10 protein-coding genes are annotated in these 15,469 nt (G+C 65.0%); 7 read left to right on the top strand and 3 right to left on the bottom strand.

The annotated features are described in order from the left end of the window. Positions 1-339: 339 nt before the first annotated feature. Entirely contained in the window at positions 340-1,686 is a 1,347-nt protein-coding gene (locus tag DBO33_RS25320; protein ID WP_107657287.1) for a family 1 glycosylhydrolase, read from the bottom strand. Continuing rightward, a complete protein-coding gene (locus DBO33_RS25315; protein WP_107657286.1) occupies positions 1,683-5,543 on the bottom strand; it encodes an AAA family ATPase in 3,861 nt (1,286 codons plus the stop codon). Before DBO33_RS25315 ends, DBO33_RS25320 begins: the two co-directional genes overlap by 4 nt. Positions 5,544-6,240: 697 nt before the next feature. Here DBO33_RS25315 and DBO33_RS25310 point away from each other — a divergent pair. The 7 genes from DBO33_RS25310 (at position 6,241) to DBO33_RS25280 (ending at position 13,698) form a co-directional block, all read left to right on the top strand. Further along, positions 6,241-6,888: an MspA family porin gene (locus DBO33_RS25310; protein ID WP_234391025.1), complete on the top strand. Its 648-nt coding sequence runs from the start codon at positions 6,241-6,243 to the stop codon at positions 6,886-6,888. Positions 6,889-7,409: 521 nt separating this feature from the next. Next, positions 7,410-8,141, top strand: coding sequence for a hypothetical protein (locus DBO33_RS43015; protein WP_159080491.1), 732 nt, complete (start codon positions 7,410-7,412; stop codon positions 8,139-8,141). Next, positions 8,129-8,605, top strand: a complete 477-nt coding sequence (locus tag DBO33_RS25300; protein ID WP_159080490.1) for a hypothetical protein — start codon at positions 8,129-8,131, stop codon at positions 8,603-8,605. The genes DBO33_RS43015 and DBO33_RS25300 overlap by 13 nt, the downstream gene beginning before the upstream one ends. Then, entirely contained in the window at positions 8,602-8,844 is a 243-nt protein-coding gene (locus DBO33_RS25295) for a hypothetical protein (protein WP_159080489.1), read from the top strand. Before DBO33_RS25300 ends, DBO33_RS25295 begins: the two co-directional genes overlap by 4 nt. A 50-nt stretch (positions 8,845-8,894) precedes the next feature. After that, positions 8,895-9,320: an Rv0361 family membrane protein gene (locus DBO33_RS25290; RefSeq protein ID WP_159080488.1), complete on the top strand. Its 426-nt coding sequence runs from the start codon at positions 8,895-8,897 to the stop codon at positions 9,318-9,320. A 1,167-nt stretch (positions 9,321-10,487) separates the two neighbouring features. After that, positions 10,488-12,257, top strand: coding sequence for an acyl-CoA dehydrogenase family protein (locus DBO33_RS25285; RefSeq protein WP_159080487.1), 1,770 nt, complete (start codon positions 10,488-10,490; stop codon positions 12,255-12,257). Positions 12,258-12,447: 190 nt separating this feature from the next. Continuing rightward, complete coding sequence (locus tag DBO33_RS25280) at positions 12,448-13,698, top strand: cytochrome P450 (protein ID WP_234391024.1); 1,251 nt, start codon at positions 12,448-12,450, stop codon at positions 13,696-13,698. 105 nt (positions 13,699-13,803) lie between these two features. Here DBO33_RS25280 and DBO33_RS25275 read toward each other — a convergent pair whose 3' ends face one another. Continuing rightward, on the bottom strand, positions 13,804-14,988 hold the full coding sequence (locus tag DBO33_RS25275; protein ID WP_107657281.1) for a cytochrome P450 family protein: 1,185 nt from the start codon (positions 14,986-14,988) through the stop codon (positions 13,804-13,806). Between the last annotated feature and the right edge of the window lie 481 nt (positions 14,989-15,469).

Genomic DNA, 15,469 nt, shown 5'->3' with positions numbered 1-15,469 from the left:
CTCACCCCCTGCTTGTGTGCGGCAGCGGCAGAGGTGAAAAAGAGCCACCCGCCTCACCGATCCAGAAATCCTCGGTCGCCGCGGGTTTCCCGCCGATCCCCACCCCGATCCCGAGGCACAGCGCCACGAAGACAAACCATCCGGCAATGGCGAGCCACGGGCGACGCGCACTCCAACCAGCTATAGCTACCAAGCGATTTCGCATGCCCCGAATACTGCTCGGTCGCCTGCCGTCGCCGACAGCCTCGACCGGTCGAACTCGGTGTCCACCGATCGGTGGACACCGGCGGGTGCGGCCGCGCACGTCGGCCCTGCATGATCCCGGTCACTGGGATGCGTTCAGTGCGGCACGGTCACCGGGTCGGTGCAGCTGTCGGGGAGGTCGACGAACGAGCAGGTGGCCGGTGGCCGGGTGGGTCGATAGTCGCGCGGAACTCCGCTGGACGCGGTGATGGCGCGGTAGGCGGCGACAGCGTCGGTGGGCTTGCGGGTGAGGGTGGGGTCGGTGACGACATCGACGGTGTAGAGGCCGAAACGCAGTGTGTAGCTGCCCCAGGCGAAGCTGTCGGTGAGTGTCCAATAGGTGTAGCCGATCACGTTGATGCCGTCGGCGTGCGCACGCTGCAACCAGTAGACGGTGTCGCGCAGGTGGTCGGCGCGGCTGTACCCGTCTTCGCGCAGGCCGTTCCGCGTCACCATCCCGCTTTCCACCACATACACCGGTTTGCCGGGAAATCTGTGTGCGCAATAATGCAGCGCGTAGTACATCGATTCCGGCTGTACCGCGTGCGTGAGCGGGTTGTTCAGGTCTTGCGGGGCGGTCAGCGTGTGCTCTGTCAGCTGCGGCAGCGTGTCCAGCGATAAGCTGAGGTAGGTACTGAGACCGACGAAGTCCAAGCGGTCGATGACCTTATCCAACATCAGGCTTTCGGTAGCGTCCGCGATGGTGGCTGCCGCGACATTGGTCGTCATCGTCACCTGAGCGCTGGGCTGCACCAGGTGGATGTAGTCGTAGATGGCGTTGTGCACATCGGCGAGCCGCGACGCCATCGTCGAAATGCCGGTGGCCGGTAGCGTGTCGCGCGACTCGAACTTCATGTATGCGCCCGGGTTCGCCACCGTGATCCACAGCGGGTCTCGGGGTGCGTAGCGGTCCACCACTTTTCGGGCATTGTCCAGCCACGCCTCGACAATGCCCGGATCGCCCCAACCGCCACGCTCGGCGATCCACACCGGATACACCCAGTGGTCGAGGGTGAGCATCGGGCGGATTCCGTTGGCGGCCATGGCATCCAGCACACGGTCGTAGAAGTCGAAACCGGCCTCGTCCCATTCGCCGGGCCTCGGCTGCAGCCGCGCCCATTCGATGCTGACGCCGTACACCCCGACGCCGAGGCCTGCGGCCAGCGCGATATCAGCTGGGTACCGAGTGTAGAAGTCCACGGAATCCGGGAATCGGGCGAGTGCGGTGTGTTGGGTGAACAGCCGCCCCTGGTGACTGTCGGGTGTGTGACCTTCGCTCTGAAATCCGGAACATGCGACGCCCCAGAGGAATTCGTCACCCAGTGGTGGCAGATCGAGAGGCGGTGCGGGCCGCCCGGCAGCAGCTGGTGGTCGGCCGAGGACGGTGCCCGCCAGAGCGGCCAACGCGAGACCGAATGCGGTGCGCCGGGTGAATCGGGTCATGGACATAACGTCGGCAGCTTCCGTCCCGGCAAGTAGGTACTGAGGTCGGTGGTGATGGTGTTGGCGGTGAGGGTGCAGATGCGGTCGGCGGCGTGCTCGGGCTCGAGGTCCCAGAAGCGAAGTGCGCCTTGGCCGCCGGTGCCGATGAGGTAGTTGGCTTTCGGGTGGAAAGCGACATGCCACCGGCCTGAACCCGGTGGGATGAGGGACGGGCCGTAGGGGCGGGGGTGTTCGGGATCGGTGAAGGTCCAAAGCCGGACAGTCGAGTCGGTGCCTGCGGTAGCCAGGCGCCGGCCATCGGGACTGATGTCCACCGAGGAGACAGCGCTTCTGCTGGCCGCCAGTGGATCTCCCAGTGGTCGAATGGTTCCCGGGTCGGTGATGTCGAAGACGCGGGCGGTGCCTGCGTCCCAACCGGCGACGACGGTGCGGTGGTCGGGGCTGACCGCGAGACCGAAACCGTCGCCCAGCCAGTCGGCGACGGCGGTGCCGATCGGCCCGGTGGAGTGCTGCAGCGACAGCGGTGTGTCCCAGACGTTGAGTTTGTCGGCGAGTGTGGCACCGATCTTGCCGTCGCGGCTGGCGGCGAATCGAAATCCCGTGCGCAACAGTCGGCCCGATGACGGTACGACGATCGCTGGGCTGCGCTGCACCGGCCGGTCGGGGTCGGCGTAGTCCCAGGCCATCAATGTCGCGACCGGCCCTCGGGAGAGGGTGACCAGTAGCTGCTGGTCGAGGGCGAACGCCACACCCGCGGCTTCCGGAAAACGGTGTGTCGCACGGGGCCTGCCCGGATCGGAGATGTCGATGAGCGTGATCACCCCGTTGATCGCTAGTGCGGTGAACCGGCCGTCGAAACTGACGACGGGGTAGCTGGTGCCCGACAAGCCTGCGATTCCGGTGACGTTGTCGACGGTGCCGCGTAGCTGCGGTGCCGCGGGGTCGTGGATGTCCCAGATGCGGGCGGCGGCGCCGTGGGCAGTGGTAATCATCCGGGTGCCGTCGGCGCTGACCGCCGGGGGATGGATCTGTCCGGCTTGCCCAGCCGGGTTGGTGCTCGGCAGCGACCATTGCTGCACCGTGCCGCCGACCGTGGCGATCGTGAAGTAGCGTCCGTCGGGGCTGAAGGCAACGCCGGCCGGGATAGTGGAGCATCGCCGGTTGCCGGATGCGCCGAGGCAGTTTGCGGCAGCGGCCAGCGGCGGTCCCAAGGGGGTGGGGTGAGCGAGGTCGGCGAGGTTCCACAGTTGGGTGCCGAAGGAGGTGACGGTCGCAAGGGTCCGGCTGTCGGGGCTGAGAACGATGGTGACCAGGTCGTACGCGGAGGGGAAGGAGAAGCTTGCGGCTGCAGGGTGCGGATGGTGGGGGTCTTCGATGTTCAGGAACCGAATCTCCGCGTCGCTGCCTGGTGGCTGCGAAGGCGACCGGCCCGCGGTGACCAGCAGAGGCGTGCTGGAGGAAAGATCCACGGGCATTCGTCCGTCGACGACGTGCGCGACCTGTGTTCCGGTGCGGGTGCTCGGTGGTGCGTCGAGATCCCACAGCCGAGCGGTGAGCGTATGGCCGAACAAGCCCTGCACCGTTCCACTTGCCGTCCCCAGCGTTTTGTCGTTACTGCTGAATCCGACCCCATAGACGGTTTCACCGACGGTCAGCGATGGCGAGCGAGGTTTGGCTGTCCGTGGGTCGGTGATATCCCACAGCGTGACCTGGTCGGCGTGGGCGATGGCGACAGTGCGGCCGTCGTGCGAGAGCGCCAGGCTCGTGATCGGGGACCCGGTGTCGACGACGTGTAGCAAGCGGGGCCGTTCCGGGATGGACAGGTCATAGATTCGCGCGGAGTGGTCGGCGCTGCCCGCAATCAGTGTCGATCCATGCCCATCGAGAACAGTGAGTTTGCCGGTGGGGTCGGGGATCATTGCCGTCAGGCCGGTCGTGGCCGGGTCGCGGACCCGGATGACATGATCGTCGCCCGCGGTGACCAGCAGACCGTTGTCGAGGTAGACGAGCTCGGTGACGTTTCCGTCGTGGTCGCTGAAGGTGCGTGCCACCGGCAGGTTCTGGCTCGCGACAAGACGTGCGGCGGCATCAGGACTACCCGGGCGCAGTCGCTGTGCGAGGAGGCTGAGCTCGGCGGACAGCGTCGGTTCGCTGATCTGCAGGCGGTCGGCCTCGCTCAGCACGGTCGTGAAGAAGACCTCGTCGCGCTCCCTGCCGGTGAGGTCGGCACGGACGACGCTGGTCAGCGCGGCGACCATCAGCACGACCACCGCCGCCGCGAGCCCGGCCTGCGTGACGACGCGCCTGCGGCGCTGGCGAATGCCTGCCATGAGGAATTCGCCGGTCTGCCCGGTCGGTCTCGGTTGATGTTCCCGAGCCTGTGCCAGGCGGGTGCCGCGATACAGCAGGGCTCGATTGCGTTGCGACGCGGACCATTCCGCAGCATCTGCGGCGACCCGCTGGCGGATGAGGTGGCCTTCACGATCGGCGTCGATCCATTTCCGCAACTCCGGCCATGCCTCGATCACCACTTCGTGGGTGAGGATCGCGGTATCGGCGTCGAGGGTGATCAGCCGTGCCTGGGCAAGGGTTTCCAGCGCCGTCGCCGCGGCATCGGGGTCGCTGGTATGTGCGAGCAGATCAGCGCGGGCAACCCGGCGTCGGGTATCGCGCGTGTCGTGGCCGACGGTGACCAGCTGCAGCAGCATGTCTTTGGCCGCTGCCCGCTGCGGGTCGTCCAGTTTCTGCCACGCGGTGTCGGCGGTGTGGGCCACGGACCCGGCGACACCGCCCGCGGCCCGGTAACCGGCGACGGACAGCTTGCGTCCCTTGCGACGATGCCAGGCTGCCTCCATGGCATGCGACAGCAGCGGCAGCGCACCTGAACTGTCACCATCGGTGACGTCACCCAGTCCGCTGAACTCGGTCAGGATCAGTTCCACCAGGCCCGGTTCCAGCTTCAGTTCCGCCCTGGCTGCCGGTTTGGTGATCGCATCGGTCAGTTCGTCGCTGCTCATCGCGGACAGTAGGAAAGGGCGCCGCGTGATGGCGTCGGCCAGCACCGGATAGTCCAGGCAGGGGGCGAAGAAGTCGGCCCGCACCGCGATCACCACCGTGACACCCTGATCCGCGCAGCGCGGCAAGCGGTCGATGAACGCCCTGCGTACGTCGTCGCCGATTGCCGCGGTGAACAGTTCCTCGAACTGGTCGACGACCATCAGGCGCCGACCGCGCCGATCCGACGGGATCTCGATCGCAGCGGGGTCCGAGTCCGGTGTGCTGGTGGTGGTGGTCCATTCGGGCCCCAGAGCAGGGATCAGCCCCGCGGCGAGCAGCGACGACTTGCCCGCGCCCGAGGCGCCGAATACAACGACGATCCCGCCACCGGCCCGGTCGGTCGATCGGACCAGCGCCAACAGGTCGTCGGTCGCGCGTTCGCGGCCGAAAAACCGCTCGGCGTCGCCCGGAAAGTACGGTGCCAAACCTTGATACGGGCAATCGAGGTCCTCCGGAGGTTTCCACGCATTGGCGTCGGACCACAGGCGTTGCCACTCCCGCAGGTTGAGAAGTCCTGCGGGAGGGCGCCCTTGGGCGTGTTTCGCCAGGTCGATCAGCGTCAGCAGCGCCGGTCGAAGCACTTCCCACCGGGCTGGGATAGCACCGGCACGCCAATCGCTGAGCCGCTGAGTGGTGACCGTCCCGGCGTTGCCTCTGGCGGCCTCCTCACGCTTGTTGGCCGTGCGTGCCACCCGGTCGAGGACGGGATTCCCCGCGCGTTCCCACAGGCTGTTGAACTGCCGGGTGAAAACCTTGCGAGGTGAACTACCAACTCCCTGATCCGATGGCGTATCAACCATTGGCCGCACATCTACTGTGCCAGCGCCATAAGTGATCTCCGGACATCAACGTCTCAACTCCCCCGTATCGACATCTTCCCCTGCCGCACAACCACTTCGACGATACCTCCGACGGGCGCTGATGATCCGTCTCTCAACCGGAATCCTCTGCGCGTCAGCAAATCCGGGCGAGTCGTGTACTGAGCGATACCGCTCAGGGGTCGCCGATGCTTGCGGTCGAACGGTGGTTGGCGCACCTGAATGGCGTGCGCGGCAGGTGTTTTGGCGAACTAGCTGATCAGCTCCTCCGGGCCGGACAGTAACCTGGCTCCACCAGTGCAGATGCTGCACGGCACGCGCCACTGCGCCGACCATGGTCGACTCCCGGACCGGGAAACGCGAAAACATTGCCCTACCAGCAACTTCGCCCGTCTGTTCACGGGGGAACGATCGTCCCGTAGCTGCCGCTGCGCCAGGCTTTTTCTCAGGACCTCACCGACCCACGAAGCAGCTCGGAGAGGTTCCGTAGGAACGGCTGGAGGTGGGAGGCTCCGGAGGGGAGAGCCTCCCGCTTCCAGACGGTCCCAGGTGGTCGATGTCGCTCGCGGAGCCCATATGACTGCGGTCACAAACATTTGTTCCGGCGGGAAGGTCGTGCAACCCTTCACGGAAGATAGCTAATAGTTTGCTGACGATGGTTTCGGAAGGGGAGGGACTGATGGGGAGGATTGCGCGAACCGTGGCGTGTGTCGCGGCGAGCAGTACGGTGCTGCTGGCGGGGATGTGGGCTGGGGGTGTTGCCGGGGCGGATCCGGTGGCCGACAAGCATCGCGAAACTGTCACCGATGATGGGTGGACTCTCGCGGTCACCAAGACCGAGGAGAATCTGGATCGGTATCCGAATCTGGCCTCGACCATGTTCACCCGCGAGGGTTTTGTCAGCCTCAAAGCGATCGCTGAGGTCACCGGGGCGGGAGCTGCGCCGGTCTCGGCCGGTTCGCTGGCGTTGGGGTATCAGATCGGCTGCCAAGTCGATGTGTCCACGGGTCTGAGCCTGGGCATGGGGTTCTCGGTCGGCCCGAACGCCTCGCTGAACATCAGCTGGCCGCCCAGTGTGAGTCTCGGTGCGAGCGCGTCGGTGTCACCGAACATCTCCACCACCCTCAAGCCCGGATCCATCGCCACCATCGACTTCGGTACCAAACCCCTGGCCGGTCCACGCGCGTCGATCACCGCCGAACAAGTCCAGGTCAAAATCGACGCCTGCATGGGTCCGGTGTCGCTGCGCTCCTACGCCACCGCGCGGATCTCCACCCCGGCCGCGGACAACTCCGTCACCGTCTACGGCGACCCGGTGTACCTGTGAACAGCGCAAAGACCGTGCCTGCCAAACGCATTCAGGAGCGTGGCCGTTGCATGCGCCAGACGGGTACGAGCAGTCGGGGAGGATGGCGAGCATGGCGCCGCACCGGTGTCACTCTGGCCACGACTGGGTCGCTGCTGGTGGGTTTAGCTGTGCTCACCACCATCGATCCCATCGCCCCGCCTGCGTTGGCAGGGCCCTACATTCCGTGTGAGCAGTGGCAGCAGATGCACCCGGGCTGGCCGTGCGTCGATGTCCCCGACCCCCCCCACCCCCCCCCCCCCTCACAACCGCCGCTGCCGACCTGGGCACCGAGCCAACCCGGCACCGGCGGCGGGTCTCGCGCGGGCGCACTCACACCCCCACCAGTCGGCCCCGGCGCCGGCACACCCATCGTGCCTGTCCCGGGCGCAGCCCTGCCGCCCGTGCCCGGCGCACCGCCCGCGGCACCGAGCCCTGCTGCCCCGCCACGCAATGACGCCGATAGCCCCGTCGATTCCTCGATTCCTGCTCTGCCTCCGGCTATGCCGCCGACACAAGTTGAGACCGAGCAGGGACAGCCGGCGCAGCGGGTCGCCGCCGCGCCCTACGACTACTTCGAGCTGGCGCTGCGACAAGCCGCTGGCGGGAACAGCGAATCAGTCGGGCTTTTCGACGATTGCGACTGGAAGTGTATGTTGCGCAATGGTACTCAGGTAATGAAGTGCGTAGGCGCAGCGGGCGTGCTGTTGATACCACTGCTGCGCATCGCCCGGATCACCAAGATTTTGGAAGAAGTCGCCGCCCGTGTTCCACGGCTTGCTCACCGTATCGCCGAAATCCTCGAAGACTTGGAAAAGGGCAAGGACCGCAGCCCCGAAAAGGTGTGGAAGCTGCTCAAAGAACTGGCCAAGGACCCGAAATTCTGGGATATCTTCTTGTCGATCACCGGGCTCGGCCTTGCTCTGAGTATGTGTCTGCCGTTGTTCGGCATTGATCTGGGCGAAGGAAGTGGTGATTCAGGCGGCACCGGAAATGGCGGAGGCAACGGCGACCAGGGGGGAAATAGCAGCAACCAGGGTGGCGGCAACGGTAACCAAGGCGGAGGTAACAGCAGCCCGCCGCCGCTCACGGTTCAGCCCACCGCGCCCCCGACCAGTCAGCCTCCGGCACCGACTCCTGCCCCGGTCCAAACCCCGCAGAACCCGCCACCTCCGCCGGCCACGCCGCCCCCGGGAAATGGGCGATGCACACCATGGCCTGCGTGCGCAGCGTGACTCAGGAAGGAAGTCTCATGTCAGCTCGGCCCAGTTCGGCGCGGTTGCTGCGGCTGCGCGCCGGTGCCACATCGGCTTGGTTGCTCGCGGCTACGATGCTGGTACTTCTGATTGTCGGCGTGACCCAGCGCGGCCAACCAACCGCAAACCGGGATGGCGATCTGCAGGAGTCGGTGGTGGCGATGTACACCGCGATCGCCGATGGCGACTACGTCAGGGCCTATGAGTACCGATCCGATAGGTGCAAGGCTGTCCTGACATCAGCCGAGTTCGCCGCGGCGATGAACGAGATCTACGGCAACCGCAATCTTGCCGCTGGATGGCCCAGCTACTCGGCGCGCGCTGACAGTGACTCTGCCACGGTCGTGTTCAAATACAACGATATCGACGCGGAACCCGATGCCGAATCCGGCCGGACTTGGGCGCGGACCCCGCAGGGCTGGCGATTCGACAACTGTCGATGAGCCCCTCAACCAGCAAAGGCCAGGTCATGAAAGGCTTTTTCGCGATACCGAAAGCAGACACCTACTTTTTGGTGATGACTGCGTTGGTCACCGTCGTGGGCGCGGGCCCGTTCATCGATGTCGTCCGCGGGCGCGGTTCGATGTTGGACTGGGTGCTGGCAATTCTGGTGACCATCAATTGGGTGATCGCTGCGATCGCGCTCACCCGCCGCTATCGTCAGCAGAGGAATCGACTATGACAACACCGTCCGGCAGCGGCCCCCGACCGGTTCGCAAATCACTGATTGTCATGAGCGCGATCGTCATTACGGTCGCTGCGGTCGTTGCGATCGCCTTGCTGCGCACCCACCAGGACTCGGCCACCGACGCATCCGAGGTTCCCCAGGCTGTGCGGACCGTGGTGACCGCGGCGAACACCGGTGATATTTCCACGTTGTCCACGCGCACCTGCGGTGATCTAGGACTGCGCATTGCCGATGGTGATCGGCAAGTCCTCACCACGGCGAAGGTCGCCACCGACCCTCACCTCGCCACCGCGAGCATCGACATCGATGACTTCCACTACACCACCGTCGTCGACGACATCGCTTACACCTACGCTCGTGTTCAGGGAAAACTGGGTAGCGCCGCAGGAATCGACCAGGTCGCACTGTTCGGCCTCGCACGCACAGACAATCTCTGGAAGGTTTGCACGGCAACCATCGTCACGCCATAACCCGCGCCGCTGCTGTAGCTGAGCGCTTCCGGATAAACCCCTCACCTGGCCCGCACGACGCCACGACTTCCATCAGGACTCGGAACCTCGGAATTACGAACGAGAAGCCGTATATCGACTCGTCGGATTCGATCTTTCCACTCGTTCCTGGCGCAACGGTTTTCGCGTTGTCGTCTTCCCGGAGAGATTTTCCACCATCATTGCAATCGACTACAAGCCGGCCTGTCCGGCCACCGCGACACGAGCATCCTGTTCGCTTGCCTCAGGGTGTCACAGCGCTATCCGTGACCGTCATGCGGCCGCGGACAGGCCAGCCTGTCGGGCAGTAGCATCCGAACTTGTGTTCGGTATCAGGTCCGCGAATCGGCTGGCCGACAACGGGATTGCGCAGTCGATGGGCTCGGTTCCGGTCAGCACCAGGTAATTCGCTCTCGGGTCGAGCGGGGGAGGAGCGCTACGGCACGCTCGAATGTCGCCTGTGACGACACGTCCGGGAGTCGTACCGCTGTCGTGTAATTCGACACTTTCGTCCTGAACGTCCTGCTTTCCCCGGCGAACGACCGTACCCTGGATCTGTTGGGAAAGGTGGGTGATGGGTAGACGACACCGACCATTCGGGCCCGCGGCGGGCGGGCCGCAGCCGAGGCCGAGGCGCGCATGCCCGGTCGAACATCTTCTTCCGCACCGAGTTCTGTGCCGGCGATGATCACATCCCCTGGCGTCCAACGTTTCAGGTGGTGACCGGTCCGGTTCGGCTGAGTGGGGCTATTTCGGCGATCCCGCGTACCGTTTTATCGGAAACGCCGAAATGCGTTCTCCTGGTTGAAAACTCAACAGTGGGCGCTCTACAATGATGGCCATGTGAATCCGGTCTGGCCGCAACCAATTCCCGAGTACGTGATCCGCTGTAGGAGCTGGATCGGAACATCGAGTTCGCAGTGCTGCAAGCGAATTCAATGATGAGGTGAACGAAACCTTACGAAAAGGTATGTGGCTCAGTGAACTTTGACAGGTGATCGTTCCGGCTTCCTTGTGCCGGTTCCTGGCGGTGTCCGCATAGCTGTGCGGTAACGCCGGTTCTGGAACGTCGTAGCTCGGTAGCGATGGCCCAGGTATGCCCGACGGTGGATGAGCGACCGCTGGGATCGGATGAAGTAGGAGGCGGTAATGGTTACGCAAATGCTCCGGGATAGTGCATCGCTAGCTGGGCTTATTCGGCACGGCGACAGAGAGTTCCACCAACAACTGCAGCGGATTCTGTGCAATCCGGACTTCGCCGTCACGGAGCGGCAGAGCCAGGAACGGCGGCGCCAGAACGCATATGATCAACTCCGGGACCTGGTGAAGGGGATCGGCAGCACCCGTGCGGTCGCCACCGACCTGCCTGAGTTGTTCGCGGTGTTCGATTGGTCCGCGGTGCTGGCGACGGATCTGATCCCGCTGATCTCCGGCCACTACAACCTGGCCTCCGGCAGTCTGGCCACCTTGACCGATTCCGACTCCGCCGCACCGTATCTGCAGGACTTGGACGACGCGTCCAGCATCGGTGTGATGCTGCTGACCGAGTACGGGTGCGGCTCCAACATCGGCTTCATGCAGACCACCGCCAGGTGGGACGGCGACGGGTTCGTGCTCGACACGCCGAACCCGCGGGCGCGCAAGTTCATGCCGAGCGTCGGCATCCCGGTCGCTCGGGTCTGTGTCATCGGTGCGCGGTTCATCGACGCGGCCGGCGTCGACCAGGGTGTGCATCTGTTCACCGCGCGACTACGCGACGCCAACGGCGAGCCCTGCGCGGGCGTGCGGATCACCCAGCTCGACCATCAGCCGCTGGTCATCATGGACAACTCGGTCATCAGCTTCGAGGGCCTGCGGGTCGAGCGCAGCGCCTGGTTGAGCAATGACCTGGCTACCATTGATGAGCAAGGCGTGTTGACGTGGCGCGATGAGAACAGCCGGCGTCGGGGGTTCTCGTCGGCGATCAGCCAACTGACTGTCGGACGTTTGGCGCTCTCGTCCTGCTTGAACGCTACGGCCCGCGCGGCGCTGTACATCGCGCTCCGTTACGCCGCCAAGCGGGTGGTGCCGTTGACCGCAATCGACAGCCCGTTGATGTTCGATATTCCGCACGTACGCGACACCTTGCTCACCGATCTGGCAGGCACTGTTGCCCGGACCGTCTACGGCAACGCGATCAAAACCTCGCTCGCCGGTAGCGATCTCACTGATCGCGACACGGTGGTCTCGGTGATGTTGGCCAAGCACTTCATCCAGCTCCACGCGCTGGAAACGGTCACGCACTGTCGCATCAAGATGGGCGCGCAGGGCATGTTCAGCGCCAACCGCGTCGCCGACTACCTCGGCGTCTGCCACGCCGCCATCACCGGCGAAGGCGACTGTCACGTCCTGGGTTCCGTGGCCGGTCGGGTACTGGCCAGGCAACTGGCCGGTACGTTGCCCCCCGCAGTCCGAGTGCACGACCCCGCCGACCCCGACGACCGCGTGCGTTTGCTCAGGGCGCGCACCCTGACGATCGCACAGGAGGCGCAGCGGCATCTGGCGACACCGGCGCTCGCGGACCGGTTGGCGGTCATTCCCGAGGCACTCGACCTCGCTGAGGCGTACTGCACCGAAGCGGCGTTGCGGCTGCTCGACGAGCAGGCCGGCCATCCTGAAATAGCGGCCGTCCGTGATGTTTTCGCGTTGCACCACCTGCTGGACCAGGCCACGTGGTACCTCACGCACGGCCTGCTCGACATCGCCGCGATCGAAGCCACGAAACAACAACTCCGGCACGCCATCGACAATCTGGCCGACAACCTGTCTGCGGTGCTTGACGCCTTCGAGCTCGACGACGAGATCCTCGGGGCGCCGGTCTTGTCCGATGATCTGCCTGCCGCCTGGGACTCGCGCTGCGAGAGCTCCCAGCGACACTGATCCTGCCCTCCACCAGGACACTCGATGCGGCTGTGGCGCCCGATATGTGCGCCGCGGCCGCATCCATCCGGCGAGGTATGTCCGAATCTGCTACGGTGTCGGATCTCGTTGACAGGTAACAAGATAGCGATGATGTTACTCGCGCGTCGCGGGTACGATGCTGTGCGAAACCGACACCAAGGAGACGGCAGTGCATCCGCAGCACACGCTTCATGGCTCCACCCCCGCCTCGACCCCGTCGATCGAGTTCGCCGGGCCCCGAATCTCGATTTGCAGCGAAGAATTCGCGGCCGATCCGCACAAGTTCTACCGCCGGATGCGTAAGGACTACGGACCCTTGGTCCCGGTCGAGATGTGGCCGGGGGTGCCCGCAACCCTGGTTATCAAATATCGCACCGCCGTCCGAATTCTCAACGACTCCGAGCTTTTTCCCGCCGATCCCAGGATCTGGCAGAAGACTGCGCCCACCGATATCCCGATCATGCCGATGATCGAATACCGGCCCAACGCGATCCGTACCAGCGGTGCGGAGCACGCTCGTTACCGCCATGCGTTGAACGACGCCCTGGCCGGAATGGACCTCAACTTTCTGCGATCCATTGTCGAGAGATCCGCCGTCCCGATCATCAATACGTTCTGCCGGGACGGGAACGCCGACGTATTGAGCCAGTACGTACTTCCGCTGATCTTTTCGGTTTTCTGTGAGGTCCTCGGCTGCCCGCCGGACATCGGCGAGCGCGTCGCGAAGGCCAGTGCGGCGATGTTCGACGGTGTGGACACCGAGACGGTGAACGCGATCATGGGCTCGGCGTTGCTCGATCTCACCGCGTTGAAGCGCGCGCACCCCGCTGATGACGTCACCACGAGGCTGGTCCAGCATTCCGCCGGATTGACCGACGAGGAGATGGTGCATCAGTTGGTCCTGCTGTTCGCGGCCGGCGTCGAACCGCCACTGAACCTCGTGGCCAATACCCTGCTGTTGATGCTGACCGACTCCCGGTTCACCACCATCGACAACGGCCAGCCGCTCTCGACCAAGACCGCGCTCGACGAGCGGCTGGCCACCGACCCGCCCATGGCGAACTACTGCATCACCTATCCACGGCAGCCGGTCATCATCGAAGGCGTGTGGCTGCCCGCGAATCAGCCGGTCATCGTGAGCATGGCCGCCTGCAACACCGATCCGGAGATGAACACCGGAGAATTTCTGGACAACGGCTGGAATCTGGCGTTCAGCACGGGCCCGCATGCCTGCCCCGCGCACGCTCGGCCGTACGGACTGCTGCTCGCCCGGGAGGTCATCGATCAACTCCTGGACGTACTTCCGGAATTGGCGCTGGCGGTTGCCAAAGAGGATCTCGTGTGGCGACCCGGCCCGTTCCACCGAGCGTTGACAGCGTTGCCGGTGGTGTTCCCGCCTACTGCGCCGTTGCCGCTGTGAAGGTGGTCGCCCGGATCAATTGAAAGCCGTTAGGCAGCCACGGCTTTCGCGGTAGATCGATTCGCTGAGCCGCCCGGCGCCGGCTCAGCGAACCCTGGTGGTGCCTCAGCCGAGATTCAGTGGCGGGGACGGTGGGAACCGCACCGGCAGAGCGGCCAGCGCGCGGTGGAAACCGCCTGTGCGCCACTGCAACTGGGTTTCGGGTACGGCTAACCGGACCTCGGGTAACGCATCGAGCAACTGGTCGAGCGCTTCCTGGGCGATGACCATCGCCACCGACTGGGCCGGGCACGAATGCGCGCCCGCGCCCCAGGACAGGTGCGAGCGGTTGCCCGTGCGGTCACCGTCCGCCGCGGCGGGGTCGGCGTTGCAGGCGGCCAGGCTGATGAGGACCGGTTGATCCACCGGCAGCCAGGTGTTCCCCACGATCTGCGGTTGCCGCGGATAGCTGAAACACGAATTCGCTACCGGCGGGTCGGTGAAGAGCACTTCATCGATCGCGTCTCGGATGGACAAGGCGCCGCCGAGTAGTTCGCCGCCGAACCGATCATCGCTGGCCAGCAGCAGTACTGTGTTCGCGATCAGATTCCAGGTCGGTTCGGTGCCCGTCACATACAACGTGGCCACCTGATCTACCAGTGCCTTCTCGTCCGCACCCGCGCCGTGCTGCAGCAGCCACGATATGACGTCCGTGCCCGGCGCGACCTGCTTCGCGGCCACCGCGTCCGCGATCGCCGCGGTCAACATCTCATCGCCCCGTTGCGCGGACGCCGCGTCGGCGGCGTTGCGCAATGCGATCAGGCCGGCGAACGCCCTCCGGCCGCTCTCCGGCCCGAACCCCAGCACCTCGTGGAGTACCTCGACGGTCAGCGGAATGGCGTACTGATTGAGCAGGTCGGCCGAGCCGGCCTCGCAGAAACTGTCGATCCGCCTCGACGCGATGCGTTCGACTGTGACCCGCAGCGTGTACAGGTCGACCTGGTTCAGACAATCCGTGGTAGCACTGCGGTTTCGCGCGTACTCCGGATCGGTGGTCCGCGGCGCGCCGGGGCGCCACCCCATGGTGGGCAACACCGGACAACCCGCCGCGCGACCGGACTCCCATGCCCGCGGGTCGGCCGGAAAATGCAGCGGGTCGCTCAGCACTTGCAACGCTTCCCGGTAGCCGATGATCAACGTCGCGGGAATCCCGGGCGCCAGTTCCAACGGAACCAGCGGGCCGTAATGGTCGCGCATGGCTTGATAGGCGCTGTGTGGGTCCGCCGCGAACTCCGGCGTATGCAGCGTCACGCGCGCGACTCATCGGCGGGCGGCACCGTCGGCAGATCGCCTGGCGGACAAGCGTGCTCGGTCGTCGGTCGTGCCGGAGCAGGCAACAGGACCATGACAGTTACTCCTCGGAAAATATCGGCTGACGTAGATCTGCACAGCAGTAAGGTCGTGCATGCCTCGACTGTCCGACGCTGACCGCACGGCAGCAGAGACAGGGTCAGCGCACAGATAGCAGGCGAAACCGCAGGGAGTTCAGGGATCGATCTGTTCGGCGTGACCGTGACACGTTGCGCCTCCCTGCTCGTTCTCCCATGGCCGCTCGGCGCGCAAAGCAAACCGACCGGTACATCCAAATATGTTCGACTACAGCGTGTTTCGATGGAGCGCGTCCGAGCATACTAATCTCGGGCAGCGTCCGCAGCCCGAATCGTCGGTCACTGTAGTTCATCGCGGTCGGTGTCGTCGGACGCCTGTGCCGCGTGCTCGACGCGCTTTGTCG

Source organism: Nocardia suismassiliense, from assembly GCF_900269665.1.
Lineage (GTDB): Bacteria > Actinomycetota > Actinomycetes > Mycobacteriales > Mycobacteriaceae > Nocardia > Nocardia suismassiliense.
Note: the sequence above shows the minus strand (reverse complement) of the source record. Positions and strands in the feature narration are given on the sequence as shown.